This window comes from Syntrophaceae bacterium (assembly GCA_013177825.1).
Classification (GTDB): domain Bacteria; phylum Desulfobacterota; class Syntrophia; order Syntrophales; family PHBD01; genus PHBD01.
Genome location: JABLXX010000001.1, coordinates 181,214 through 207,631 on the forward strand (window position 1 = coordinate 181,214; position 26,418 = coordinate 207,631).

23 protein-coding genes are annotated in these 26,418 nt (G+C 51.6%); 19 read left to right on the forward strand and 4 right to left on the reverse strand.

Annotated features, from left to right (window positions below):
- Positions 1-25: 25 nt before the first annotated feature.
- The gene (locus tag HPY65_00900; protein NPU83016.1) at positions 26-454 is read left to right on the forward strand and encodes a peptidylprolyl isomerase; all 429 of its coding nucleotides are present in this window, start codon (positions 26-28) and stop codon (positions 452-454) included.
- Between the two features lie 40 nt (positions 455-494).
- Here HPY65_00900 and HPY65_00905 read toward each other — a convergent pair whose 3' ends face one another.
- A complete protein-coding gene (locus tag HPY65_00905) occupies positions 495-2,264 on the reverse strand; it encodes a hypothetical protein (protein ID NPU83017.1) in 1,770 nt (589 codons plus the stop codon).
- A gap of 263 nt (positions 2,265-2,527) precedes the next feature.
- Between HPY65_00905 and HPY65_00910 the strand changes: the two genes are divergently transcribed.
- On the forward strand, positions 2,528-2,905 hold the full coding sequence (locus tag HPY65_00910; protein NPU83018.1) for a Crp/Fnr family transcriptional regulator: 378 nt from the start codon (positions 2,528-2,530) through the stop codon (positions 2,903-2,905).
- A gap of 10 nt (positions 2,906-2,915) precedes the next feature.
- On the opposite strand, the gene HPY65_00915 is transcribed toward HPY65_00910, so the two are convergent.
- Entirely contained in the window at positions 2,916-6,041 is a 3,126-nt protein-coding gene (locus HPY65_00915) for a PAS domain S-box protein (protein ID NPU83019.1), read from the reverse strand.
- A gap of 246 nt (positions 6,042-6,287) precedes the next feature.
- Complete coding sequence (locus HPY65_00920; protein NPU83020.1) at positions 6,288-6,878, reverse strand: hypothetical protein; 591 nt, start codon at positions 6,876-6,878, stop codon at positions 6,288-6,290.
- Positions 6,879-7,328: 450 nt separating this feature from the next.
- Between HPY65_00920 and HPY65_00925 the strand changes: the two genes are divergently transcribed.
- Both HPY65_00925 and HPY65_00930 read left to right on the forward strand, forming a co-directional pair.
- Complete coding sequence (locus HPY65_00925; protein ID NPU83021.1) at positions 7,329-7,583, forward strand: hypothetical protein; 255 nt, start codon at positions 7,329-7,331, stop codon at positions 7,581-7,583.
- Between the two features lie 84 nt (positions 7,584-7,667).
- Positions 7,668-8,663, forward strand: a complete 996-nt coding sequence (locus tag HPY65_00930; GenBank protein NPU83022.1) for a 4Fe-4S binding protein — start codon at positions 7,668-7,670, stop codon at positions 8,661-8,663.
- On the opposite strand, the gene HPY65_00935 is transcribed toward HPY65_00930, so the two are convergent.
- On the reverse strand, positions 8,650-8,790 hold the full coding sequence (locus HPY65_00935; GenBank protein NPU83023.1) for a hypothetical protein: 141 nt from the start codon (positions 8,788-8,790) through the stop codon (positions 8,650-8,652). The two genes, HPY65_00930 and HPY65_00935, sit on opposite strands and share 14 nt — an antisense overlap.
- Before the next feature lie 162 nt (positions 8,791-8,952).
- Between HPY65_00935 and HPY65_00940 the strand changes: the two genes are divergently transcribed.
- The 15 genes from HPY65_00940 (at position 8,953) to HPY65_01010 (ending at position 26,352) form a co-directional block, all read left to right on the forward strand.
- Entirely contained in the window at positions 8,953-9,462 is a 510-nt protein-coding gene (locus HPY65_00940) for a hypothetical protein (protein ID NPU83024.1), read from the forward strand.
- A 215-nt stretch (positions 9,463-9,677) separates the two neighbouring features.
- Entirely contained in the window at positions 9,678-10,202 is a 525-nt protein-coding gene (locus tag HPY65_00945; protein NPU83025.1) for a PaaI family thioesterase, read from the forward strand.
- A 255-nt stretch (positions 10,203-10,457) separates the two neighbouring features.
- Entirely contained in the window at positions 10,458-12,878 is a 2,421-nt protein-coding gene (locus HPY65_00950; GenBank protein ID NPU83026.1) for a hypothetical protein, read from the forward strand.
- Positions 12,879-12,924: 46 nt separating this feature from the next.
- Positions 12,925-13,725: a polysaccharide deacetylase family protein gene (locus tag HPY65_00955; GenBank protein ID NPU83027.1), complete on the forward strand. Its 801-nt coding sequence runs from the start codon at positions 12,925-12,927 to the stop codon at positions 13,723-13,725.
- Positions 13,726-13,780: 55 nt separating this feature from the next.
- A complete protein-coding gene (locus HPY65_00960; GenBank protein ID NPU83028.1) occupies positions 13,781-14,656 on the forward strand; it encodes a glycoside hydrolase family 16 protein in 876 nt (291 codons plus the stop codon).
- Between the two features lie 271 nt (positions 14,657-14,927).
- Positions 14,928-16,193 carry a HEAT repeat domain-containing protein gene (locus HPY65_00965; protein NPU83029.1) on the forward strand — a complete coding sequence of 422 codons (1,266 nt, stop codon included), beginning with the start codon at positions 14,928-14,930 and terminating at the stop codon, positions 16,191-16,193.
- Positions 16,190-17,623, forward strand: coding sequence for a glycosyltransferase family 2 protein (locus tag HPY65_00970; protein NPU83030.1), 1,434 nt, complete (start codon positions 16,190-16,192; stop codon positions 17,621-17,623). Before HPY65_00965 ends, HPY65_00970 begins: the two co-directional genes overlap by 4 nt.
- Positions 17,624-17,693: 70 nt before the next feature.
- Complete coding sequence (locus HPY65_00975) at positions 17,694-19,871, forward strand: tetratricopeptide repeat protein (GenBank protein ID NPU83031.1); 2,178 nt, start codon at positions 17,694-17,696, stop codon at positions 19,869-19,871.
- 81 nt (positions 19,872-19,952) lie between these two features.
- The gene (locus HPY65_00980; protein ID NPU83032.1) at positions 19,953-20,945 is read left to right on the forward strand and encodes a DUF362 domain-containing protein; all 993 of its coding nucleotides are present in this window, start codon (positions 19,953-19,955) and stop codon (positions 20,943-20,945) included.
- A 19-nt stretch (positions 20,946-20,964) separates the two neighbouring features.
- Positions 20,965-21,546: a DUF2889 domain-containing protein gene (locus HPY65_00985; GenBank protein NPU83033.1), complete on the forward strand. Its 582-nt coding sequence runs from the start codon at positions 20,965-20,967 to the stop codon at positions 21,544-21,546.
- Complete coding sequence (vanZ, locus tag HPY65_00990) at positions 21,543-21,977, forward strand: VanZ family protein (GenBank protein ID NPU83034.1); 435 nt, start codon at positions 21,543-21,545, stop codon at positions 21,975-21,977. The genes HPY65_00985 and vanZ overlap by 4 nt, the downstream gene beginning before the upstream one ends.
- Positions 21,977-22,672: a (d)CMP kinase gene (locus tag HPY65_00995; protein ID NPU83035.1), complete on the forward strand. Its 696-nt coding sequence runs from the start codon at positions 21,977-21,979 to the stop codon at positions 22,670-22,672. Before vanZ ends, HPY65_00995 begins: the two co-directional genes overlap by 1 nt.
- A gap of 169 nt (positions 22,673-22,841) precedes the next feature.
- Positions 22,842-24,602 carry a 30S ribosomal protein S1 gene (locus HPY65_01000; GenBank protein NPU83036.1) on the forward strand — a complete coding sequence of 587 codons (1,761 nt, stop codon included), beginning with the start codon at positions 22,842-22,844 and terminating at the stop codon, positions 24,600-24,602.
- A gap of 25 nt (positions 24,603-24,627) precedes the next feature.
- Positions 24,628-25,533: a signal peptide peptidase SppA gene (gene sppA, locus HPY65_01005; protein ID NPU83037.1), complete on the forward strand. Its 906-nt coding sequence runs from the start codon at positions 24,628-24,630 to the stop codon at positions 25,531-25,533.
- A gap of 30 nt (positions 25,534-25,563) precedes the next feature.
- The gene (locus tag HPY65_01010; protein NPU83038.1) at positions 25,564-26,352 is read left to right on the forward strand and encodes an enoyl-CoA hydratase/isomerase family protein; all 789 of its coding nucleotides are present in this window, start codon (positions 25,564-25,566) and stop codon (positions 26,350-26,352) included.
- The last annotated feature ends 66 nt before the right edge of the window (positions 26,353-26,418 follow it).

The following is a 26,418-nucleotide window of genomic DNA, read 5'->3' on the forward strand; positions in this document are numbered from 1 at the left end:
ATGATTCCAGAATCAGGAGGCATTCATGTCGCAGGTCAAGAAGGGCAGTCGGGTTAAAATCTTCTACACGGGCAGGCTCAAGGACGGCGGGATTTTCGAGACCAACGTGGGCGGTCCGCCGCTGGAATTCTCCGTCGGAAAGGGGAAGGTCATCAGGGGGTTCGAAAACGGCGTCATCGGCATGAAGACGGGTGAAACCAGGACCGTCACCATCAAGCCCGCCGACGGTTACGGTCCGAAGGATCCGTCCCTGGTCTGGACCTTGACGGCTGCGGAGCTTCCCGCCGGGACGGTCCCGGAGCCCGGGATGGAGGTTGCCTTCACGAGGACCGGCGGCGTCGAGGTGGACGGCCGCATCGTAAAAGTGGACGGCGATCAGGTGACCATCGATGGAAACCACCCCCTCGCCGGCCGTAATCTCACCTTCGAGATCAAGGTCGTGGACGTCGGATAGGGGTTCCGGCAGGGAAGGGCGGAGAGATGGTCGCCGTCATTCACGGCTCCCGCTCATCCGGTATTTCCTTCTCTCCCATCTTCCTGACGATCAGGTCCACGTATTGCCGCCATCCGCTGCTGAGGCTGATCAGGGGATCCGGCTTCCATCGGTTCCTCGGACGGGCGATGATGGAGGCGAGAAACGCGCATTCCTCATCCGTCAGTTCGGAAGGATGCTTCTGGAAATAATGCCTGGCCGCAGGACCCAGGCCGTAAATCCCGTCACCCCATTCGATGATGTTCAGGTAGATTTCCAGGATGCGCCGTTTGGCCAGCTCCTGTTCGAGGGCGATCGTGATGAACAGTTCTTCGAACTTTCTGCTCAGCGTCCTCTCCTTGGGGAGATACAGATTCTTTGCCAGCTGCATGGTGATCGTACTGGCGCCTCGGACGACCCGGCCGGCCCGGATGTTGTCCGCCGAGGCCTCCATGAACTGCTGGATGCTGAATCCCCTGTGACGGAAAAAACCGCCGTCTTCCGCCGTCATGACGGCTTTGATCATGGCTGGGGGGATCTGCCCGTACGGAACGAAATCGGGATTCTCCGCTCCCACCCATATGGCGACGGTTTCCCCCTGTTCCGTCCGGAAGCGGTGCAGGAATGGTCCTTTTACCGTGGAGATCCGAATCCCCGTTCCCAGCGCAAGCACCCGGAGCCGCTCCGATTTGCCCGTAAACCGGTAGGCCGTTCGGTATGGCGGGGCTGTGGCGATCGTGGCATTGAAACTTCCTTTCAGATATCCGGTTACCTTCAGGTCGGACAGATTCGGGCGAAACGATACAGGGACGGCGGCAACGGCCCGTTCGAATGAAAAATCGGGAAACGTCGCTTCCAACTGGATTGCCGGCCGCTTTCCTTTCACGGTAGCAACGGAAAAGTCCATGGTCTGTCCGTCCAGGGCCATCTTTCCCCGGGCCTCCTCCAGTCCGGCAGGGGTTCCGGATCCTTCCACATCCAGATGGACTTTCAGGCTTCCGTCCTGCCCCCTGCCGAATATGTGCCCTGCAGCGGCAAAGGAAAAACGTCCGGAAGAGACTTCCCGGATCGTGGCTTTCCCATCCAGGAAGAGACGGTCAAACGGCAGGACCGGGGATGTGAACAGCAGCAAGGGCTCCAGAGAAACGGAATCCGCTTCGACCTCCACCCGCCGCTCCGGTTCCCTGCGGAAGTCGATCTTCAGCTTTTCCTGATCGCCCTGAAGACGGACGGAGGCGGTCCTGTTGATGGGATCAAAGCGGGCATCGAGTCGGTCGTACTGCCTCTCCATTGAGCCCCTGGGGGTCGAGAGGTCGACGCCGAGTTTTCTGACGCTGCAAAGAACGGGGGAGGGTGGAGAGGAGGATTTCCCCCCGGCCGATTCGTCATTCCGTGAAGAGAAGGGCGGCAGGGGAACGAGCCATTCGCCCGTAATGGAACGCTCCAGACGGACGTTCAATCCTGCGGCGTCGATGGACTTCAGGATCCGGACACTCACGGATCGGTTCCACAGAAGATCCATCAGCCTTATGCGAAAAGTCGCCTCTTCCGCGTCCAGAAGTGATTTCTCCAGAGTGGCGATCCTGAGTCGCGTTGCCCGGACGCCGTCGGGAAAGGCATAATCGAGATTGTCCATCTCAACCTGGAGTCCGTAGTGGAGGCTAGCGTATTCCGAGATACGCGGTTTCCAGAGCTTGATCTGACGCTGGGCTATCCCGAACGCCGAAACAAGGGCAAGCAGAATAAGAAAGAGGCCAAGGGCGAAGATGATCCGGCTTCGTGTCGATGTCATGATCATGATTCCGTGTTTGCTTACGTTAAAACCAATGCCCGAAAAGGCATTCACCTATGACACAAGTTCGCATCGATTTCCATCAGGGTCTGCGAAGCGGTGGACGATAGCAGACAGACTTCTGTCAAAGAAGGACAACAAAAAACGTCCGACGGAACAGCAGAATGATTTCCATGTTTTGTTTTACAACGGTTTCGGCTATATAATCGCGCATTCGATTTGCCAACCGGGGAATCTCACCGCTCGGAAAAAGGAGGAAACCAATGTTTCAGATCGCCACATACGAGAACTATCCGGATGGAACCGTGATATTCACCGAGGGATCCCATGGGGACTGGATCTATGTCGTCGATGAAGGCAGCGTCGAAATCTTCAGGACTGTGAACGGCAAGGAAATTGTTGTCGCCCTGATGAAGGAAGGTGAGATCTTCGGTGAAGTGGCCTATATAACAAAAGGAGAGCGGACCGCGTCCGCGAGGACGGTCGGAGACACCGTCGTGGGGATTATCGACCGTAATTTTTTTGACCAGGAATACAACCAGTTGTCCGATAACTTCCGGATGGTTCTCAAGACCATGGCAAGCCGTCTCCGGGCTGCCACCGACAGCCTCGTGAAATATCAGGCCGGAGGCGATTCATAGCCGGGGAACGTCAGGGAGACTCCCGGACGTCGGAGCGGATCACGTCGGCGATGGTCCTTGACAGTTCATTCATGTTGTAGGGTTTCTGGATGAACGCCCTGCAGCCGCGATCCATGATCTCCCCAGCCAGTCCGTTCAGGCTATAGCCGCTGGCCAGAACGATCCGGACCGAAGGGTCGATTGCCACGAGGGCATCGATGGCTTCGCTTCCGCTGATTCCGGGCATGATCATGTCCATCAGGATCAAATCGATTGTCTGACCCTTCCGGCGGTATGCGTCAATCGCCTCCTGTCCGTTTTGAGCGGTTATGACGGTATATCCCAGAAATTCGAGCATTTCACACGTTGTTTCCAAAACCTGTTCTTCGTCCTCGACAAGAAGGACCACTCCCGAGCCTTTGACCATATCCGTCCTCTCCGTTTCCCGTTCCGCAGTGTTTCCAGCATCCGCTGTGGGGAGGTAAATATTGAATTTGGTTCCATGCCCCGGTTCGCTGTAGACGGTGATATATCCCTTGTGACCTTTGACAATGCCATAAACCGTCGCCAGCCCGAGGCCCGTTCCCCGTCCCATCTGCTTCGTCGTAAAAAAAGGTTCGAAGATCCGTTGCCGCGTTCTTTCGTCCATTCCCGTCCCCGTATCCTGAACTGTGATTCTTGCATAAGGCCCCGGGGCCACTTCGTATGGTGCTATTTCTGAGGTATTCAGATAAATCCTCTTTGTTTCAAGGTAGATATTGCCTCCGGCCGGCATTGCCTGCCATGCGTTCACAAGCAGGTTCATCAGCATCTGCTCCATCTGGCTCCGGTCGGCCCGGACGATCATCGGGTCTTTCCCCAGGTCGAGATCGATCGTGATTTCCCTCTTCGTCTTGGCAAACATTTCCGCCGTCCGTGCAAGCACGACATTGATGTTCAGGGGCTTCACCTCATATTTGCCGCCCCGGGCAAAGCCCAGAAGCTGCTTTGTCAGGTCGGCCCCGCTCAGGATCTGTTCCTCGATGCTTTTCAAGCGTTCGTAATGAGGATGTCCGGCGGTCATCTTCATCAGCATCATCGAGACGTGCCCCTGGATTCCCATGAGAATGTTGTTGAAATTATGTGCCATTCCTCCAGCCAGGGTCCCGACCGCCTCCAGTTTCTGGGCCTGGGTGAGCTGGGACTCCAGGCGCTTGCGCTCCGTCAGGTCGATGACGATCCCTCGCAGGCCGATGGTCTTTCCATCTCTCTGGACGGGAGTTGAATAGATGACAACGGGAAATTCTTCCCCGTCTTTGCGGATTGCCAGGTACTCCCTCCCCGATTCCATCTCCTGGCCCATCACCCTGACCATGTTCAGGGTCGCCTTTTCCCTGTCACGGGGGGCAACGGTGTCGGCAGCATTGATGCCCTGCTGGAATTCCTCCCGGGTATAGCCGTAGAGTTCGAGAGCAAAACGGTTTACGTAGGTGAAACGACCCTGGACATCCGTTTCAAAGACAGCCTGGGGAAGCAGTTCCGCCAGGTCCCGGAAGCGCTTTTCGCTGATGCGGACTGCCTCCTCTGCCTTTTTCCGGTCCGTGATGTCGCGGGTCACACTCAGGATGTGGGCGACGCCATCGATGTCGATGATGGATGCGGACATTAGCCCGATATCGATGGAACCGTTTTTCTTCCGGAAAGGGGCCTCCAGGTTTTGCACCTCGCTGTGTTCGATCATGGTCTTGACCAGCCGATCCCGGTCTTCCAGATTGACCCAGAGATCGATTTCCGACGAGGTCTTGCCGATCACGTCTTCCTCCGTGTATCCGGTTGCCTTCGTGAATCCATCATTGATCGACACGAACATGCCGTCGGACAGGCGGTTGATGTTGACTGCATCGGGACTTGTGTGAAATGCCTTCCGGAACGTTTCTTCGCTTTTTCTCAGGGCCGCTTCGGCTTTTTTCAATTCGGTGACGTCCCGGATGATGCCCTCCGTTCCAAGCGTATTTCCCTTGTCGTCCCGGTAAAAATGGACGCTCAGGGATGCCATGAACACACGGCCGTCCCTTCTTTTCATGGCACCGACATAATCCTTCACACTTCCGTGCTTTACAACCTCCGCAAGGAGCCTGGGTCGTTCCCCGGGGTCCTCCCAGAGGCTCTGCACATCCGTGCCGAGAATGTCTTCCACCCGCTCGTATCCGAACATCGCCGCTCCGGAAGGACTCGTTAAAACCAGCAGGCCTTCCCGATTGGTCCTGTAGTAAACTTCCTGGATATTCTCGATCACGCTGCGATACATCGCCTCGCTCTTCCGGAGGGCATCTTCGGCCGTTTTCCTCTCCGTGATGTCAAGGCCATAACTGCAAACATATTCATCCTCTCCAACCTGCAGGTAAGAGGATTTGAACTCTTTTATCGTCGTGTGGCCGTCCCGGGCGACATGAACCGTCTCAAATGGCGGGAGGTCTGCCGTTTTCAGGTCTTCGAAGCGGCTGAGAAATTCCGAACCGTACAAAGGATCGAAATCCCGGATGTTCAGTGAGGCCAATTCATCAACCGAATAGCCCAGGTTGGCCGCAGCGGACCGATTCGCATAAGCAAGGCTGCCGTCACGGCGAACCAGATAAATTTCGTTTCCGGCATGCTCCACCATGAACCGATACCGGCTGATCGTTTCGTCCGCCGTCTTTCGAGCAGTGATGTCCTGAACATGGCCTTCAAATTGTTCAATCCGCCCGTCGTCGTTGCGCACGGTTCTGGCATTCACGGAAACCCAGATCTCGGATCCGTCCTTTCGACGGGCCTTGTATTCGTAATCACGAACATATTCGTGTTCGTTCATGATCTCCAGGTAACGCTTCCGGTCTTCCGGTTTGACATAGTACTGGGAGGACAGGTCGTCTATGGACGACAGGAGCTCCTCGGGGCTGGAATATCCGAGCATCCTGGCGAATGCCGGGTTGACACGCAGAAATCTACCTTCGGGAATGCTCTGGAAGAAGCCTTCCACGGAATGATCGAAGAATGCCCGGTAGGGTTGTTCAAGATGGTGCGGGTCGAATGGAGCGTTTGTTCCTTCGGAAAGGGAGGCCTCAAGTCGATCTGCTTTTTTCTTCCATTCTTCCAGTTCCTGAATGAGCTGCCGCTTGGTTTTTCTCATGTCGTTCATCCGACTCCTCCGGAATCTTTCATGCTTTCCGATTCCTTATTTAACGGCGGGTGAACATGACCATACTTCTTCATCGAAACGCAGCATGACGGATCTGAAAAAAAACGAGCAATGTCGGAAGATCTTTTCACAACCTCTCACATAAAATCCAGAGATTATGTTCGGAAAACGGCTAATTCGCGGAGGCTGAACGATGCGGCGGGAGATTCCGCTGGCACAAGATATACGAACATCCCAATTCCGGCGTTATTCAGACTGGCTGCTTCCAGCGATGAACGGGTCCACGGATGCCATGACGATCAATTCGTCCGCGGCCGGATATGTCTCCGTGAATGATTCCCCGGATCCTGTCGATTCAACTTCAGATTCTCCATTTTCAGCGGTTCCGGACGCGGCCTGCAAGTCATCCGTAGACGCATCCGTTGAGGCGATTGAATCGACAGGACTCTCTTCTGTTCCGGACGACGAAGAGGGCACGGTGTAACCTCGACGCTCCAGATTTGCCAGAATGTGTTCAGCCGCATTCCGCAAGCCCCTGACATCCGGCCTCTGATCACTGCGTGCGGCAAGTTTTTCCAGGACGGCATAGAGTCCCGCTTCCCTGCTTTTTTCGCTGACGGCCGAACGATCGGTATCCGAGGTATTCGATGCGGGCTTCGCTTCCTCACTTGTTGAAACGGTATCCCCGACCGACACGATGCAGGCAAAATCTTCCGCCTCTCTGGACCAGGATGCCGTTTCTCCCTTCTGAACGCGTTCGTCGCATCGTGTGTGATTTTTTCTTCCCAATGAATACACCATTGAGTTTGTTGACGTATCAATGGAACTGAATGACATTGTGCTTACCTCCTGACAAATGAATCGTTAGTACGTTAATATAATGGACAGCAATTACCGTGCCCGAGTTCTGCACGGTTTTTGCCGATTGTGGCATTAGAATGTCATATCGGCATATGGATAGCGCCAGTCCTTCGTTCATTGGAATGCTGCATGAATCGATATTGCATTTAGCTGATACTATTTGGAGATTCGCTCTGAGTGAGTGCCGGGTGAAGTCCAGCCTTCCATCTACTTCCTGCCATTACACGAAAGGCGCGTATACTCCGGGATCGACCTTGACTAAGGGGCATTGTTCATTTATAAAGCTTGAAATTTCCATAGGAAGTATCCAAGGGAGTCATTATTCGGCCAGTTTCATTGTAACCGGTTGAATCCAACGGGGAATGTCTGGCAACAAACTACAGGGAACGCGCAAAAGATGCCGCTTGAGAAAAAGGGAGGTCGGTCATGAAAAAAGCCGGTACGAAGAAATCTTCCAAGGTTGCCGAGAGTCTGATTTCCATCAAGACGGTGGATGGTTCCCTGCTTCGGGGAAAGATCAACCTGGGTGATGAAAAGAGGGTGTCGGATATCTTTGCCAAGTCGAAAAATCCATTTGTCGTCCTTTACGACGTAACAACCCAGAGCGCTGAGAGCAAGGTCATGATCATCAACAAAGACCACATCGTATGGGCCGAACCGGAAGAGGAAGCAGCCTGCTGATTCTGTGACCGGAAAGGTGTCCATCGTGACGGACACCCGATTTCCGGAGAAAACCAGGACAACCGGGGGAGGGGAGGAAACGGAATGCCTGACGGGGATGTCTACCGGGAACTGTCGAAGAAGGTCGGAGCGGAGCACTCCCACATTGTTCCCCTCATCTGGAAGGCCGTCTGTTCCGAGGATGAGGCCCGCCTGGTTAATTCTCTGCCGGCAGAGGCGGAGGAACTCGCGAAACGGTTCGATAAAACGCGCCCGGAAATGGATAACATCCTCCATTCTCTATTCCTAAAGGGACTCGTCTTCGAGGCCTTCAAAGACGGCCGGCCAATCTATCGCATGCCGCGGCACATCATCCAGTTTCACGATGCCTCGACCCTCTGGCCGGAAGCGCCGAGTGAACTGCTCGATCTCTGGCGCCGCTATACGGAGGAAGAGTATCCGCAGGTGCCGGCTCTACTTAAGGCAATCCAGGCCCCCCCGTTCTTCAGGGTGATCCCCATACAGGAGAAGATCGAACCCGAGAGCCATGTCCTTTCTTACGAGGATGCCGGCCGGATCGTTGAAAGTGCTGAACTGCTTGCAGTTACGAAGTGCCCGTGTCGGATGATCATGCGCAAGTGTGACAAGCCGCTGGAGGTATGTCTCCAGATGAACCGTGGGGCTGAATACGCCATCAAGCGTGGAACAGGCCGACGGGTCGATGTCGCAGAAGCGATGGCCATCCTCCGCAGCGCCGAGGAAGCCGGGCTGGTTCACCTGACCGAAAACAAGGCCGGCATTGGAACGGTGATCTGCAACTGCTGCCGATGCTGCTGTGTCGGCCTGCCCTACGCCCGAAAAGCGGAGACAAACAGCCTGCTTGTTCCCAGCCGATACCGGGCTGTTGTCGAGGCGTCGTCGTGCACGGGGTGTGGGATCTGTGTGGATGAATGTCCCATGGATGCCATATCCATGGATCCGGAAGACCTGGCAGCTATAAATAAGGACATTTGCATCGGATGCGGCGTCTGCGGCCATTTCTGCCCGACCGGGGCAATCGGCCTGACGGTCGCACGTGATCGGGACTTTATCCCTTCTTAGCTTCCGGATGAAAAAAATCCTCGTCCAGATCTACGAAGTTCAGGAGCCCCGGGAGGCTGGACCGCTTATCGAAATGGGCGTCGATCACATCGGCGGCGTGATCGTCTCCCGCGAACAGTGGAAACAACCCCTTCTCCGGGAGTCCATCGAGCTGCTCAATCATTCCACATCGAAAAGCACCCTGATTCCGCTGCTTACGGACACGGAAGAGGTCCTTCGGGCTCTTGAATATTACAGACCCGGCTTGGTCCATTTCTGCGACGAGATTCCTCTCCGGGACGGTGACGGCATGGAGAAAGCATGTGAACGGTTTGCCCGGTTACACGACCGAGTGCGGCTGGAGTTTCCCGACATCGCGATCATTCGCTCCATCCCCGTTCCGGAGGCGCACCTTTCGGATGTATTGGAGGCCGGGCGAGCGGTTCTTCGGATTGCTCGCCTCATCGAGGATTCCTGTGATTATTTCATGACCGATACGGTTATGGGCTGGTCAACCGGAGCATCCTCCGGTTCACAGCCTGTGGAAGGATTCGTCGGAATCACTGGCCACTGCTGTCACTGGGGGATCGCCTCTTCGCTCTGTCGTCAATCGCGGATTCCGGTGATTCTTGCCGGCGGTATTTCGCCTGACAATGTACGGGAGGCCGTTCTTTCTGTTCGTCCCGCAGGAGTAGACAGCTGTACACAGACCAATCTGGTGGATGATCGAGGAATCCCGATCCGTTTTCGGAAGAATCCGGCCAAAGTCCGCCTCCTCCTGGAAGAAGTCCGCAATGCCGAATCTGTTTTGGGGTGGTGAATCCGGGCAGGTGGCTTCATGCCATTTACCATAATGGTTCCAAACCGATGCATTCCATAAGGAGCAGGTCCGGTATGTTCGTCGTGCAATTGCGTTCCTTGAATCCGCTTGCATTCAGTCTCCCCGTCGGATAGCCTACGATACTTTCGTCCGAATGAAGGACGAAACCGGACGGACGGCAAGATTTTTGCGAACATTCCTGAGGTGTCGATGAGATGATGGAAAGGGAAGGGGCCAGAAAGCTTCCAAACGTAGAAAACCACAACTGCTTTGGATGCGGACCGGCGAACGAGCACGGTCTCAGGATGCAATTTTACAGCGATGATGCATCCATCATTTCCTGGGTAACGGTCCCGGAGCACCTGTGCGGCTGGAGCAATCTGGTCCATGGAGGCGTTATATCCACGCTCCTCGATGAAATCATGGGCAGATCAGTGATTTACATGCTCAGGATGTTGGGGCTGACCCGCTCGATGTCCCTCGATTTCCTCCGGCCGGTGTTTATTGGAACGGAGATCAAGGTACAGGGCCGCATCCTGGAAGTGAGGAACGGACGGGAAGCCACCGTCGAAGGGATTATCACCAATGGAGGAGGCGAGGTCTGCGCAAGAGCCACGGGAACATTCGCGCTCTTTTCACCCGAAAAGATCCGCAAACTGGGAATTGCCGCGGATGACGTACTGGAGTGGTTCGAGCATCACATTCTGAATGGCGTAACTTCCGGGCAGAGGTTTTCGTGACCGGACGAACTCTGTCCGTGTGTACCCTTGGCAGGAAGCTTCGTAACCCATATATTGTACAGAAAGTAGCTGACATATCGTCGATGTTCCGTCGGATCGAAGCGGCTGATCATATCGGCCCCGGTAAAGATTGATTGAAAGGGATTGTTTTTGCCGAACCGATCGATCTCGAGTATGAAATCCCACACTGCACGAAGAACGTCTCGGCCATACCTATCAGACATAATCATGTAATTCTGAGAGAGAGAACGGGTCATGACAACGGAAGAATTAGGATATTATGCCCTGAAGAAGGGGGACTTTCAGGAAGCCATCAACATTTTTCGTCGCGCCCTTCAGGAGCGTCCTGTTGCAGACGCGTGGCTCGGCTTGGGAAAGGCATATATCGGTCTTGAAGAACCTCTGACGGCACGATGGGCGTTATACAAGGGATTGGCTTTGGACTCGTCACACAAAGCACTTCAGGAGACCACGGCAGACCTGGAAAAATCGCTTGAACAAGGCAAGAGACAGCCGAATGCGGTGCAACGCAGGTCCCGTTTCCGGGCGCTTCGGGATTATATTGAAATTCTTGATAGGGGTTCATGGAAACCCTTCTTTATTAAAGGCATTAATCTTGGCCTTGGCATGCCCGGTTACTTCCCGGGAGAATACGCCATTCAAAAAGGGACCTATCTCAAATGGTTTAACTTGATGCATCAAGCTGGATTCAATGCGTTGCGCGTCTACACGCTCCATCCGCCTTCCTGCTACGAAGCCCTGTATGAGATAAACAGGTCGGGGAAAAGATTGTATCTTTTTCAAGGCATCTGGAATGAACTTCCTACGGACCACGATTTCTCATCGCCTTTATACATCGACACGGTCATGACCTCCATAAGGATGGTTATCGACGCCATATATGGAAACATTCAGTTGCCGGAACGGCCGGGATTACCACATGGGAAGTACCAGGTAGACATTTCACATCTCATTGCAGGCTTTATCTTTGGCAGAGAAACGGAATCTTGCGCCGTCAAAGCATTCAATGATCAGAAAAAACGGGAGGAACGTGATTTCTCGGGTAACTTCCTGAGAATGACCAAGGGAACCCCGTTTGAAATCTGGGTTGCACAGATGTGTGATACCATCCAGACATATGAGTCTGAGCGATATGGCATGACTCATCCTGTTGCCATGACGAATTGGCCTACCCTCGATCCTCTCGTCCATCAGTCCGAATCCAATAAAATTGACGAACTTCTCATTTTCGAAGGCCGCAAGGAAGAAGTTAAGGACTGTTCTGGCTATCTTGCCATGGAAGAAGATCAAGAAACCCTTGATCTTGCAAAAATATCCGTGAAAAAAGGGGCGGGGTTTTTCGCATCCTATCACCCGTACCCTTACTACCCCGATTTTATGGTGAATGACTTCCTCAAGGAAAAAGATACATATGCCGCATACCTGAAAAGACTGAAGGAACACCATGGCAGACAGCCGATTATGATCTCCGAATTCGGCGTTCCTTCGAGCCGTGAAGCGGCACACTGGCATCGTGATGGATGGAATCACGGAGGTCATTCAGAGGGGAGGAAAGGCGAGCTTGATGCGCTTCTGTTTCGAAACATCTTTGACACGAAACTGGCGGGAGGGCTGCTTTTTGTCTGGACCGATGAATGGTTTAAAAAGAATTGGATTTTTCTCGATTTTTATAATCCCGCGGAAAATAAAGCGAATTGGTACAACCTGCAGGATCCGGAAGAGAACTACGGATTGATTGGTCTCTATCCTGGCTACCCGAAACCACTCGTTTCATTGTCGGGGAACCTCTCCGAGTGGTCGACGGCAAGAGTTCTCTATAACAAGACGGATGATCGCATGCATTTTAAATTCGGTGACAATGGAGATGAGACACGTCATCTAAAAAAACTTTCCGTTCAGCATGATGAAGGATTTCTTTATGTCATGCTGGAAACTGCGCAACCGATCAACTTTGAAAAAAGTCATTATGTTTTTGGCATTGATACTTGTACTCCTGATGTTGGAGAGTTCAATATTCCTTTTAATACACAGGTAACCAGTCCTGTAGGACTGAAATTTCTTATTCAACTTTGCGGGAAAGAAAATAGTCGTATCATGGTGTGCCAGTCGTATGACAAGTACCTAAACTGGAGAAAATATATCTGTCCCGTCGTATCCCGTCAGGGGGCATGGGTCATGATGTTCAACGAGGTTAACAAACGCCGCGTGAGCAGGGACGGTAAACAGTATTATCCATCCCATAGTTTCCCAATGAGTGATCTCCACCAGGGCAGCCTTCAGGGAGATAAAGCCTTTCATCTGGCCGATTTTAATGTAAATGGCTCCATTATCGAAATTCGCATGCCGTGGGGTCTGCTTAACTTCACGGATCCAAGCACTAAAACGGTTCTGTGGCGGAATGCGAGGAGTATGACGAGAAAAACCGATGGTATTCGCATCATTGCTGTCTCATACAAACCGAAAGAGGGTTTATTGACAGCTGAAAAAACAGGTCTGAAACAAAATATCGCTGATGCTCTCCCGTTTACCCTTGAAGCATCAGTGGTCAAAACATATTCCTGGAACGAGTGGAGTATGCCTTTGTATCACGAACAAGTTAAGAAGAACTATTGGATCACCCAAAAATTTCTGAAAGAGATTCCTGATTATGTTTAATTCAGACATTAGCCGACGATATTTTCTCAAGTTCACAGGCATCTCCATGATGTCGCTGATGACAGCAGCCTGCGCCGATTTCTTGCCCATGGGCAGGCTCATTGAACCAAAATACGCTGCCTCGACAAAAGTTCCTATACTCATGTATCATGACATCAGTTACGACAGTCACGATGAATATACGGTTACACCGTCGATGTTTGCCGCGCAGATGGAATGGCTATATTCCAACGGGTACCAGACAGTCGCATTCTCGGAAATTGACCGCTTGATAAAGGGCGAATTCCGGAAGCCTATTATCATCACTTTTGATGACGGATACGCATCTTATGGCAGTTATGCCTTTCCGTTTATGCAACGCTACAAATTTAAAGCTACAATCAACGCCATCGGCAATTCAGTGGGCTCTTATGTTACTTATGGTAAAAACAGGCCCGCGCTCAGTTGGGATGAATATCGCTATTATGTGAACACAGGACTTCTGGAAGTTGGTTGTCATACTTTTGCACTCCACGAATATGGATATCAAAGTAAATGGCGCGAATTTGAAGATAAATTACCAGGAGATCTTAAAACATTTCAGAAAATATATACTGAAAAGCTGGGCAAACCGGCACAAGTCATTGCATGGCCGTATGGTTTTTATACACCCGGAAGCATCGAGATCGCCAAGCAGGCAGGATTCAAGTATATTCTTGGTTCTGAAAATGCTTTTATGACTTTTCCTTTACAGACTCCCGGTGAAGCGCCTTTCTCAATTTCCGATCTTCCGGTAATATCCCGAATCGTTATTCTCAAAACAGCCGATATTTCCTCGTTGAGTCGGATACTCGAGAAACAGGCATAAATCAATGTTTTCTATTCATTGTTCGATAAGCTATTAAGTACTGTTAAGATATACTATGAAATGGAATCTTTTTTTTCCCACGGTAGCAATATTTCTGATTATAACTCTTCTGCTCGGCTGTTCTTTTCTCGAAGATCTTGGAAAGTTGATAAGCTTCAAAAAGGAAAAACATTGGGAGTTAATATGGAGTGATGAGTTCAATGGAGACAGCATCAACTTGTCAAACTGGAACTTCGATGTGGGAGGAAACGGCTGGGGAAACAAAGAGCTTCAATATTACACAAAAGGCTCAAATGTCAGGGTGTCGAACGGCAATCTTATTATAGAGGCACGCAATGAAAAGTTCGGTATACATGATTATACTTCTGCACGAATAAAGACTCAAGGGAAACATTCCTGGCAATATGGAAAGATCGAAGCAAGAATCAAACTTCCTTATGGACAGGGACTATGGCCTGCATTTTGGATGCTGGGAGAGAACATTGAAACCGTAGGCCATCCGGATTGCGGGGAAATCGACATAATGGAGATGGTCGGCAGTAATGAGGGCGAAGAAAATGCGACCATATGGAGCAGCCTGCACTGGGCCGATCACGAAAAAGAAGGATCAAACAAGACAAAAAGCCTGAAATATTCATTTAAGAATAGCGATGGAGATTGGTTCAGCGACGATTATCATATCTTCGGCATTCAGTGGTCTGCAGATTATATTCAATATTATGTCGATAACCATGTTTTCAAAACAGTAACACTATCCACAAGGAAAAACGACGGCCAGGAGGCGTTCAGAAAACCGTTCTTTATCATCCTCAATCTTGCGGTCGGCGGAGAGTGGCCCAATTCACCGGACAAAGGTACGGATTGGCCTCAACAGATGGTGGTGGATTGGGTCAGAGTATACCAGTCGAGGTCCGATGGCAATGCAAAGTGAATCATGAAGGGGTCCTTGTAACTCGCGATGCGAAAACCGTTTTTCTCTTGATCCTATTGAAATGATAGACAGAAGAATTTCATCGAAAGCTACGGCTATAATCACCCGATGACCGTGACGGTTCCAGTTACGGCATTTTGTTCTTCTTTAATGTTATCAAATAGATACCATAACCTTCAAGAAAATTTTCGGCTTTTGAACAAATAGTTAGACAAATAATCCAAGTACTTGTATAAGCACTTTAAAAAAATGCAGAGAGGCGGACGACGAAATGAGCGACTTGAGGTTGATCCTGATCGTCTCTATTTTATCTGTATTCTCATTCATTCTTGGCTTCATTATCGCATCAGTTATCCGACGGCTCAGGAACGAACGACGCTATTCAGCCATAGATCAACTCAGGGATCGGTTCCGAACCAAACTGGCGGAAATCGACTCGATCACGGCGATAGACAGATTCTCGGTTACTCAATGGCAATCCGCCGTTCGCGTGGGTTCTGTCGAATGGATCGCTCTCGAAGACGTCATTTTTGAATTTGCCGAACGAAAAGGCCAGAAAGCTTTTGCCAGAAGGCTATTTACGGCGCTGGGTTATACAAAATATTACCAGGGCAGGCTGTCCCAGCGCTCCCCCATCGATTTATCGGTGGCCGCCGACAAGCTCGGTCGAATTGGTGATCCGTCTTCCCTGGAACCTCTGAGCAAACTTCTTGATCATCCCAAATCGGAAGTTTCCACTGTTGCATTCCGTGCTCTCTGTCGTCTCGGGAAGAGAGATGCGCTTCAAAGGCTGCTGAATGCTCTCCCGAAATTGATGAAAAATCAGAATGTATCGTCGAAAACCATCCAGACATCCCTTCTACTGTTTGAACCTTGGGCCAGTGCAACCCTCATAGAATTTGCAGGCAAAACAGGAGATCCCAAAATTCTTGCTCTGCTCATTGAAACGCTGATCGGGTTCCCGGCGCACAAAGAAATGTACGATCTGGCCATCAACTTGGTTTCTCACTCAGATCCGGAGGTTCGTGGGAAAGCGCTCCGGCTTTTGGCACGGGAAGAAAATGTATCTTTTTCCTGTGATCCGAGCATTCTTCAGCCCCTCCTCTCGGATCCGATCTGGTTTGTCCGTCTTCAGGCTGCGAAAACCATTGGCAGGATAAAGTGCGGTAATTTCATGGAAATGCTGAAGAAGTTCGCGCTTGACGAAAAGTGGCAGGTTCGGGATTCTGCGGCCTTCGCACTTTCCGAACTTGGTGAAGCGTCCATCGATGTTTTCCTTGAACTTATGGAGACACCGGACCGTTACGCGAAGGAAAGCATCTGCGAGGAAATTCAGCGAAGTGGTTATGTGCTGGGACTCATCGGTTATCTCGAAGACCGTGAAAGCGATAGGAAAGACAAGGCAAAACGAATTCTCCAATTGATGCATCAACTTGGTTTTTCGTCGCCGCTGCGCGATGCAGTAGAAGCAGAGTCCACTTCCCCTCATGTTCGCAATGAAATCAGCAGCATCTTAAATACTGGCGGTGCCCAATGAGAGCAATCCTTGTTTCAATCGTTATTGGTTTCAACTACTTCGTCGGTTTTTACTTCGGGTTGGTCAATGCGGTTTATTCCGTTCTCCTGGCCATAGCCCTGGTTATGATTCTCAGGCATATCCGCCGCATTCGCTATGCTCCTTTCCGGGACCTTGAAAATCGCTCTGAGATGCCCCCTGTGGCGATTTTGATCCCGGCCAGGAACGAACGCAATGTGATCATTCGAACAATCGAGTCTGCGCGTTCCCTCATTTATCCCTGGACGGAGATTATCGTTATTAACGACGGTTCCACGGATGATACTCTAAAAACCATTATTTCGCACTATTCGATGCGCAGGATCGATCCTTTGTACAGAGATATCATCAAGACCAGGCCGGTCAAGGGTTTTTATTACACCAGCGAAATTCCGAACCTGATCGTCGTGGACAAGGAAAATGGCGGCAAGTCTGACGCCCTCAATTGCGGAATCAATATCTGCAAGAGTCCGTACATATGTACTCTTGATGCTGATTCCGTCTTTGAACCTGAATCGCTGATCCGTCTTGTAACACCTCTTGTTCAGAGTACAGTTCCGGTGATTGCCTCCGGTGGTGTTGTCCGCGTGCTCAATGGAGTCAAGCGTGAGAATGGGGTTGTAAAACAGATCGAGTTACCAAGAGGCAACTCGCTCGCAATTTTCCAGATTGTAGAATATTTAAGAAGTTTCCTCTTCGGCCGGGTCGGTCTGGATGCATTAAACTGCAATCTGATCCTGTCGGGTGCTTTTTCCCTCTTTCAAAAGGCTGCAGTTATCACTGTCGGCGGTTTTCAATTGGGAAATGTGACGGAGGACATGGAGCTTGTTGTCCGCCTGCATAAGCATTATAGCCTCAAGGGGGATCCCTATGTCATTCGCTTTGTTTCCGATCCGATCTGCTGGACGGAAGTTCCTGAAACCTTGAAAATGCTGGGCAGACAGAGGCGCAGATGGCATCTTGGAATGATCCAGAGCATTTGGCAGCACAAGTCGACGATTTTTAATCCAAGATATGGCAGGCTTGGGATGTTTGCGATGCCTTACAACGTTTTTATTGAAATGGTGAGCCCTATCATCGAATTTCTTGGGTACATCATTGTCATCATCTCCTATATCCTGGGTATGATCAATTACGATTTCTTCATGCTCTTCTTGTTTCTGGCTATCGGGTACGGCATATTTCTGTCGACGACCGGTATCTTTCTTGAGGAGTTAACCTACCGCCGTTATCCCAAATGGAGTGACCTCTTCATCATGCTCGCTTACGGAGCATTGGAAAATTTTGGCTATCGGCAGATCAATTCCTTCTGGCGGTTTTCGGCATTTTTCCAATTTCTCTTTGGAAGAGGGCAATGGGAAACGGTGCGGCATCGGGGAGATAAAAAAAATACCGCTAAGACGTCTGCTTAAGTGCCGAAATGGAGCATTTTGCGGATCTGCTTTTATATAAAATATTAAAAAAATGTTTAAGGAGAAGCGAATGAAGAAAGTTTCTTTGTTTCTGCTTGCGAGTCTTCTGTGCTGTCTGTCAACTGCCTTCGCTGCCGATGAAATCGCCGATTTCAACAAGCGCCTTGCCGCATCCAAGGACAATGTCGAAAAAGCAAACGTACTTATGGATCTTGGTGATTATTATTCCAGAACAGATAAATATGACTTGGCTGCGGACGCATACTTGCGGGCATTGCCCGACATTCGCAACAGCTTGACGGAAGATCGATGGCTGCAGACAGCTGTCAATATTTCTTTGGGAGGAAAGCTTGAAGGCTCAATCGCGGAGTTGCGTTTGCTTCTGAAACGATATCCGAAGAATCTAAAAGCCAAAACACAGCTTGCAAAGGTTTTGCATTGGTCTGGAAACCACGATGCTGCCTTGGCTGAAGCAGAATCGGTACTTGCCGTTCAAGCTGATAACCGCGACGCCCTTTTTATCAAAGCTGAATCTCTCCGATTCAAGGGAGACTCGGATGGGGCCATTGCAATTTATCAGGCGCTTCTAAAGGGCGGTGATGATTTCGATACAAGGCTTGGTCTCGCATACTCATATTTTAATAAGGAAGATTATGCGAACGCAAAAAAACTGATATCCGGTCTGAAACCTACCTATACATATCAAGGAAATGATCTGAAAAGCTTACAGCTTGAGATTGAGAAGATAGAATCGGCTAAAAAAGCGGCCGTAGATGCCGTCGGTGACAAAGCCTATAACCTGAAACTTGAGGGTGACGCTCTGGCCGATAGGGAGAAATTCAACGAAGCGGCCGTAAAATATGAGCAGGCTCTTTCAATATCAAAGGGATTTTCAACAGCTGATCGTTTGAGGATGGCCCAAGTCATTTCCTGGGCGGGAAAAAACAAACTAGCTCGACATCTGCTTGAGGAGATCGTTTCCAAAGAACCGGGTAATGTTGAGGCCCGTGTAAATTTAATTCGTGTCCTTACATGGAGCGGTGAACTTGATGCCGCCATACACCATGCCGATGTAATTCTTGCGGCGGACCCGGGAAACCGTGACGCACGGCTTGGGAAAGCAAACGCTCTTCGCATTCGCGGCTTTTTTCGCAAGGCAGATGAATACTATTATTCCCTCTTGAAGCAGGGCGAAGATTTTGATGTAAGGGCCGGCCTTACAAACGGGTTTATTGCGTCTGGCAGGAAAACCGCCACAGACGAAAGTCTGGCGCTTATCAAAACGCAGTACCCTTATCAGGAAAATGATCTCGCTTCACTACGCAAGGATCGCAACTGGGCCTTCCGTCCTCAGCTCTATACAGGCATTCTGTTTTATTACGATAATGATGATAATCGTGTAACGACCGCATCAGCAGGTACGCAGTTCTGGCTCGGCAACTGGAGAACCAACATTGATTACTACCACATAAGGTCTCAGGGGGAAGCAACAGCATATAACGAGGATACGGGACTTCCGTTTCCTCTGAATGTCGGCAATCGAAATGACATTATCCAGCTCTCGACCTATTCAAGGATGCCTTGGTATGGCGGACTCGGGGGGGGCGTTGGTCTTTCGGACGGCCGCTTCTTCACCTGGAATGCAAGAACAGACTTGGATCTATTTTATGGCAACATAGGTGTTTCCATCGCAAAGGAAGCTTTTACTTCCTCTGCGGAACTGGTCGAAAAGAACATTCGTGCTACAGCTTTCACCGCCACGATCACCCAGAGTCCAACGGATCGTATCACCCTTACAGGAAGCTATGCTTTTCGCGAGTATTCTGACAGCAACGGCTCCAATGACATATCGGCTAGCATTGCCTACCAGTTCCTGAGAGATCCTTCTATGTCAATCGGTTATCGTTTTCGCTATTTGGACTTCCGGCGTCAGAGTGAAGGTGGATATTTCGATCCCAACGAATATTATGCTCATTCGATGTTCATGAACATGTCCTTTTATGCTCGTCCGTTTTACGGTAATATTGGTCCCTATATAGGATACCAAGATTTCAATCGCAATTCTGAGGATCAGAGCGGAATGTTCGGTGGTGTCGCAGGACTTCTTGGATACTGGATCACTGATAAAATCGCATTAGAAGCCACATGTGAATGGGGAAATTCACTGGCGGGCTCCAGTGCGGGCACCTCCGCCGGTTCTGGTTGGTATTACTATGCGACGGGTCTTAGACTCATTTTCTCGTTCTGATGATCAGTGCCAGATTTTCGCATATAATCCCGACCCCTCCGGCTACAATTCGAACCAGATAGCCGGAGGTAAAATGATCTTGTGCAAAAATTAGACGCGATTCATCTCCTTCAGACGCGATTAAACATCATCAATAAACCTTTTCGTCCCGGTGACCGTATCGGTATTAAACTACACTGGGGAGAGCGGGGCAACCGCAGTTTTCTTCCTCCCGATTTTGCCAAAGCCATAATCGACTGGATCTTTATGAACGGAGGACATCCATTCGTCTTCGATACGACGGTACTGTATTCCGGAAGCCGCAGAAACGGAAAGGATGCGCTTGTAACGGCCTCTCTTCACGGCTTCTCAGAGGAATTTCTCGGTTGCCCGGTCGTGATCGCCGACGGTCTCGACGGACTTGACGTCGTCTCCATCCCCGCCGGTTACCGTCATTTCGAAACGGTTCAGGTTGCGAACGTATTCGAACGGGCCGACGGTTTTGTGATCTTCTCCCACTTCAAGGGGCATTTGGCGTCGGGATTTGGAGGCGCCGTCAAGAACCTCTCCATGGGCTTCGCTTCCCGTGCTCAGAAACAGCGCATGCATGCCGATGTTTCTCCCACGCTGGAACCGTTGCGCTGCACGCGATGCGGCGTCTGCGTCTCGGTTTGCCCCGTTGGCGCTGCCTGCATGGAAGATGACGAATATCCGACCTACGATCTGGAAACCTGCATTGGATGCGCCCAATGCATTGGGGCCTGCCCTGAAGTAGCCCTCCGGATCCTCTGGGACACGGATGAGACGGTTTTCCAGGAAAAGCTCGTGGAAACCGCGGCAGCTGTCTGGCGTTTGATCCAGGGCAGGACGGTCCTGATTAACGCCCTTCTCAATATTACCGTCGACTGTGACTGCCTTCCTGGCAAGAACCCGTTGATCGCCCCCGATGCAGGATTCTTGACGGGAACCCATCCTCTCGGAATCGATGAGGAATCTCTTCGGATGATTGGGCCGGAACCCTTCGACCGGGCCCATCCGGGAGTCCCTTGGCGGCGGCAGCTTTCCTATGCCCGAGAGATCGGATTTACCCAATGAAGGAGACGCAGGCCATATCATGAGGCAGAAGGAACGTATCCATTCGAGAAACATCACTGTCGACTGTTACGAAACGCCGGATGGAAACCTCTTTGTGGAGGCATCCCTGACGGACGAGCGGTATGTCCCGTTTTTTCTCTACACAGCCAACCGGGTTCATGACCCGGGGGTCATTCACGGCATGATTGCAAGAATGACCTTGAGCGTTCCGGACTTGACGATTCTTGATGCCGATGCGGACATGCACACTGTTCCTATCGAAGAATGCACCGAGGTCCGGGATTCCATCCGCCGGCTCGTAGGTATGCGGATACGGGCCGGTTTCACAAATGAAGTGAAACAAATGCTTGGCAAGAAGGCCGGCTGCCAGCACCTGACAAACCTGATCATGACGATGAGTTCAGGAGCGGTCCAGGGTCTTTGGACCATCATGAGTCGCTTGCGGGAGGAGGAATCTCCTTTGAAACAACATCTGGATCCCGAACTCCTTCTCGACAGCTGCTGGTTATGGAGGAGTGACGGCCCGCTGGCGGAACGGCTTCGCATGGCGCATGAACAGGAAGAAGAAAAGGCAAAAACGGCTCCACGGACGGAACGATGAACCGGACTGCATGCCGGGATCGAAATATCCATTATCGATTTCCCGTTCTTCTTTACATGGCCTTTCTTTTTGGCCTCTCATCCATGCCCGGACCGGCGCTTTACGCTTCGTCCGTACCAAATCTCGACAAGCTCTTTCATTTTTTGGCCTATGCAGGTCTCGGCATCGTTCTGATGCGGCTGTTTTGCTCCTCGCCAAGAGCGGGAATCGCCCACAGGGCGCTACTCTTGGCCGTCCTCACGGGTACCCTTTATGGCCTCAGTGACGAGTGGCATCAGTCTTTCATCCCCGGTCGGGACAGTTCTCTACTTGACGCCGTTTCCGACGGACTTGGCTGCAGCATGGCCGCGTTACTTTACGAACCGTTCAGGCGCCGGTCCATGTTCCGAAGCGGGGCCATCACCGGGCCAGACGGAAGGAACTCTACATGATGCCTCCTTTCCTTGTCACGATCGACGGTCCGGCAGGAGCCGGCAAGAGCACAGTGGCAAAGGCGCTGGCACAGCGTCTGTCCTTTCTCTACCTGGATACCGGAGCGCTGTATCGGGCCCTGGCACTGAAAGTTCGGAGGGAGGAAATCCCTGCCGCCGATGAGGCGTCTCTTGAGAATTTATGCGAAAGAACAAAAATTGATCTTCTCCATGATGATGACGGCATGAGGGTATTCCTCGATGATGAGGATGTGACATCAGAGATTCGGGGAGAACCGATCAGCATTCTGGCGTCCACCATTTCAGCATATCCGCCGGTTCGAAAGGCGCTGCTCTCCGTACAAAGGAGAGTCGCTGAACGGGGATCGCTCGTTGCTGAAGGACGTGATATGGGAACCGTTGTCTTTCCCGAAGCGGACGTTAAATTTTTTCTGGATGCCTCCCCGGAAGAGAGAGCGCTCAGGAGATATCGGGAATTGGAGCATTCCCGTGAAAGGGTGGATCTGGATTCTGTGCAGCAGGACCTCCGGCTGAGAGACCGGCAGGACCGTCAACGTTCCGTTGCCCCCCTGAAAGTTGCCGAGGGATCCCACGTCATTGACTGCTCATCCCTCACGGCTGAAGAAGTCGTGGAGGAAATGCTTCGTGAAATCGGAAGAAGGCAGGAAAGTACTCTTGAACACAGGGAAGGCTGAATCCGATTCCTCTCGGATACCAATAAAACGGGCTCATCAAGCGGCCCGGAATGAAAAAGTCGGCATGCCCCGATACGGTCCCGGCTTGAAATTACTTGATCTTTAAGGATGCCTATGTTAGGCGCCTTAATTCATACGGGTTGAAAAATTTCAGGGGGTATTCAGGTTTATGGCCAACGGCAACGAGACGACGTTCAATCAGGAAACGGACAAGGAAAACCAGAGTCAATCCAGCGAAACCCAGACTGACAAATCCGACGAGGGGTTCGGTTTCAAGGAACTGTATGAACAGAGCCTGCAGAACCTCCAGATGGGTGAAATCGTCCGAGGAAAGGTCGTTCAGATCGGACCGGACGTGATCATGGTGGATGTCGGCTGGAAGACGGAAGGTTACATCCTGGCGCGGGAACTCAAGGACGCCGACGGAAACATTACTGTCGCCGTCGGAGACGAAATCGAAATTCTGGTAGACAAGAGGGATTCGGACGGCAATCTGGTCTTATCGAGGGAAAAGGCGGCTAAAATCAAGGTATGGGAGAATGTTCGTTCCGCCTATGAACAAAGCCGACCGATTCGTGGAACAATTGTCGAGCGCCTCAAGGGAGGGCTATCTGTAGATATTGGGATCCCGGCATTTCTGCCTGGTTCGCAGGTGGACATCCGGCCTGTCCGGGATCTGGAGCGATATATCGGCCAGAGTTATCTTTTTGAGATCCTTAAATATGACCGGAAACGAAACAATGTGGTTCTTTCCCGGAGAACGATTCTCGAACGGGAACGGGAAGAACTGAAGAAAGAAACCCTGGCCAAGATCGAAGAAGGGATCATCGTCGAAGGGATCATCAAGAACATTACCGACTACGGGATTTTTGTCGATTTGGGCGGCATTGACGGCCTCCTCCATGTGACGGACATCTCCTGGGGCAGGATCTCCAGACCATCGGACGGCTTTTCGCGAGGAGACAAGATCACGGTCAAGGTCCTTTCCTTCGACCGGGAGAAGGAAAGAGTATCACTCGGCCTCAAACAGCTTGCCGACAATCCCTGGCACACGATTCTGGAAAAATACCCCGTGAATTCCGTCATTGACGGCCGTGTCGTGAATGTGACCGATTACGGTGCGTTCATCGAACTGGAACCCGGCGTGGAAGGCCTCATCCATATCTCGGAAATGTTCTGGACCCGGGAAATCCGTCATCCCTCCAAGGTACTCCAGGTAGGACAGAAGGTCCAGGTGATGATCCTGGACATCAACCAGGAATCAAAACGCATATCTCTCGGACTCAAGCAGACCACCCAGAACCCCTGGGAGAATCTCCGCCAAAAGTATCCCGAGGGAACCGTTATAAGAGGCACGATCCGGAACATCACCAACTTCGGTATCTTCGTGGGCGTCGAGGAAGGTATAGACGGTCTGGTTCATGTCTCGGATATCTCCTGGAAGCAGCGAGTGAAACATCCCTCGGAGTTCTACAAAAAGGGACAGGAGATCGAGGCTGTGGTGCTCCATGTCGATGTGGAAAATGAAAAGTTTTCCCTCGGCATCAAACAGATCGAACGAAACCCCTGGGAAGAGTTGGCTCAACGCTTTGCCACAGGCACCACCGTTTCGGGAAAAGTAACCAACCTGACGGATTTTGGCATCTTCGTCGAAATCGAGGAGGGTATCGAAGGGCTCGTCCACATCTCCGAACTGAGCCAGAGGCGTGTCAAATCACCATCGGAGCTGTTTGCCGTGGGGGATGTGATTTCCGCTGTCGTCAAGAGCGTGGATTCAAAAAACCGCAAGATCCGATTGAGCGTGAAGGATTACGAGGCCTCCGTGGACGGAAGCCATTCCACCACCCAGTACCTCAACAACCGGGAGAACATCGGATCCAATCTGGGGAAGGCGCTGGCAAACGCCAAACTTCACGATCCGGAGCGGTGAAGTCCCGTAAGGCGCTTCCAGAGCCATGATCCGAAGGCATCCCATTCTTTTCGGGCTTTTGCTGCTGTTTATTGCAGGAACGGTATTTTTCGCCGTCGTTTATGCGCTCGGCAACCTTTCCGGCGGGAAACGGTCTCTCACCTTGGCGGATAAGGTCGGCGTCATAACGGTTGATGGCGTGATTACCGGCTCCAAGGACATCGTGGAGCAGCTGGAAACGTTCGGAAAAGATCCTTCCATAAAGGCTGTGGTTCTCAGGATTGACTCGCCCGGTGGAGGTGTTGCTCCATCACAGGAGATCTTCGGAGCCATCCTCGAACTGAGAAAAAAGAAGAAAGTCGTTGCATCCCTCGGCTCCATCGCCGCATCGGGAGGCTATCTGATCGCCTGCGCGTCCGACCGCATCATCTCCAATCCCGGAACCATTACGGGCAGTATCTCCGCAATCATGCACTTCGCCGACGTGGAGGAATTGATGAGGAAGGTCGGTGTTCGTGCAACCGTTATAAAGAGCGGGAAATTCAAGGATATAGGCACGCCCGCCCGGAGCATGACGGATGAGGAACGGGAACTTCTCCAGGATCTCGTGGACGATATTTACGACCAGTTTCTCGACTCGGTTGCCACAAATCGCAAGCTTTCCAAGGATTCTCTCAGGGCCTTTGCCGATGGGAGAGTATTTACCGGCCGCAGGGCCATGAAGCTCGGACTGGTTGATGAGCTCGGAGACATGACCGCAGCTGTCCGCGTTGCGGGAGGACTGGCCGGAATCAAAGGGGAGCCCGAAGTTGTCTGGCCGCCGAAGAAGCGTTCTTCCCTGTTTGACTTCCTGCTTCAGGACGCACGATCGTACCTGCTCGGAGCCCTTCGGGAACAGCCCGCCGGTCCTGTCGGCGCACACTACCTGTACCTGAATGGATCCGCCTTTTGAGGATCGATTATTTAAAAAAGGACTCCCGGTATGAACCCGGCATCGGAAGATAAAACGATTCTCCTGGAGAAACGAAACAGCATCGCCGTCCTGACGCTGAACCGTCCCCATGAAATGAATGCCCTGTCCGCCGAAATGCGCCGGGAGTTGATGGAAGCGCTGCTTCTCCTGGAAGACGACGGTGATGTTCGTGCAGTTGTTCTGACCGGGGGCGAGTACGTTTTCTCCGCGGGCATGGACATCAAGGAAATGTCCGGAATTCCCGATGATCGGATCGATGAGTATTTCCGGTCCATGGTTTGTTATCTTTCCAAGATCTACACATTCCGCAAGCCCGTGGTCGCCGCTGTCGGTGGAATCGCCCTCGGCGGAGGATTCAATTTGGCCGTTGTCTGCGACATCATCATCGCTTCCGAAAGCGCCATTTTCGGCCACCCCGAACTGAAATTCGGACTGAATCCGCTTTTTGGACCGCTCATGCAACTGGTCGGTATGGCAAAGGCAAAGGAAATCACCATGCTGGGAGAGCCGATCGGCGCCCGGGAGGCCCTTCGCATCGGCCTGATCAACAAGGTGGCTCCTCCGGACAACTTCATGAAGGAGGCCGTAGCCATGGCGGAGGAGTTGGCGAAGCGCTCACCCAGTGCTCTGGAAGCCGTAAAAAAACTGTCCGATGTCGTGCCTCGCCTTGACAAGACGACAGCCTTGGAGCTTGAGTTCGTCTCCAGCGCAATGCTGTTCTCCACTCCCGAACGCAAAGTATTGATGAACGAGTTCATCATGAATCAATTCCTTCACAAAATGCACAAGCCCTCCTGACCCGATGGGCCCGCCAACGCCCGAATCTCCTCGCTTCCCGCACAACAATTACTTTGACAATCCCGA

Excerpts from the sequence above, each read along its gene's own strand:
- HPY65_00900 (NPU83016.1), top strand. The coding sequence starts at position 26 with ATGTCGCAGGTCAAGAAGGGCAGTCGGGTTAAAATCTTCTACACGGGC.
- HPY65_00905 (NPU83017.1), bottom strand. The coding sequence starts at position 2,264 with ATGACATCGACACGAAGCCGGATCATCTTCGCCCTTGGCCTCTTTCTT.
- HPY65_00910 (NPU83018.1), top strand. The coding sequence starts at position 2,528 with ATGTTTCAGATCGCCACATACGAGAACTATCCGGATGGAACCGTGATA.
- HPY65_00915 (NPU83019.1), bottom strand. The coding sequence starts at position 6,041 with ATGAACGACATGAGAAAAACCAAGCGGCAGCTCATTCAGGAACTGGAA.
- HPY65_00920 (NPU83020.1), bottom strand. The coding sequence starts at position 6,878 with ATGTCATTCAGTTCCATTGATACGTCAACAAACTCAATGGTGTATTCA.
- HPY65_00925 (NPU83021.1), top strand. The coding sequence starts at position 7,329 with ATGAAAAAAGCCGGTACGAAGAAATCTTCCAAGGTTGCCGAGAGTCTG.
- HPY65_00930 (NPU83022.1), top strand. The coding sequence starts at position 7,668 with ATGCCTGACGGGGATGTCTACCGGGAACTGTCGAAGAAGGTCGGAGCG.
- HPY65_00940 (NPU83024.1), top strand. The coding sequence starts at position 8,953 with ATGGAGAAAGCATGTGAACGGTTTGCCCGGTTACACGACCGAGTGCGG.
- HPY65_00945 (NPU83025.1), top strand. The coding sequence starts at position 9,678 with ATGATGGAAAGGGAAGGGGCCAGAAAGCTTCCAAACGTAGAAAACCAC.
- HPY65_00950 (NPU83026.1), top strand. The coding sequence starts at position 10,458 with ATGACAACGGAAGAATTAGGATATTATGCCCTGAAGAAGGGGGACTTT.
- HPY65_00955 (NPU83027.1), top strand. The coding sequence starts at position 12,925 with ATGATGTCGCTGATGACAGCAGCCTGCGCCGATTTCTTGCCCATGGGC.
- HPY65_00960 (NPU83028.1), top strand. The coding sequence starts at position 13,781 with ATGAAATGGAATCTTTTTTTTCCCACGGTAGCAATATTTCTGATTATA.
- HPY65_00965 (NPU83029.1), top strand. The coding sequence starts at position 14,928 with ATGAGCGACTTGAGGTTGATCCTGATCGTCTCTATTTTATCTGTATTC.
- HPY65_00970 (NPU83030.1), top strand. The coding sequence starts at position 16,190 with ATGAGAGCAATCCTTGTTTCAATCGTTATTGGTTTCAACTACTTCGTC.
- HPY65_00975 (NPU83031.1), top strand. The coding sequence starts at position 17,694 with ATGAAGAAAGTTTCTTTGTTTCTGCTTGCGAGTCTTCTGTGCTGTCTG.
- HPY65_00985 (NPU83033.1), top strand. The coding sequence starts at position 20,965 with ATGAGGCAGAAGGAACGTATCCATTCGAGAAACATCACTGTCGACTGT.
- vanZ (NPU83034.1), top strand. The coding sequence starts at position 21,543 with ATGAACCGGACTGCATGCCGGGATCGAAATATCCATTATCGATTTCCC.
- HPY65_00995 (NPU83035.1), top strand. The coding sequence starts at position 21,977 with ATGCCTCCTTTCCTTGTCACGATCGACGGTCCGGCAGGAGCCGGCAAG.
- HPY65_01000 (NPU83036.1), top strand. The coding sequence starts at position 22,842 with ATGGCCAACGGCAACGAGACGACGTTCAATCAGGAAACGGACAAGGAA.
- sppA (NPU83037.1), top strand. The coding sequence starts at position 24,628 with ATGATCCGAAGGCATCCCATTCTTTTCGGGCTTTTGCTGCTGTTTATT.
- HPY65_01010 (NPU83038.1), top strand. The coding sequence starts at position 25,564 with ATGAACCCGGCATCGGAAGATAAAACGATTCTCCTGGAGAAACGAAAC.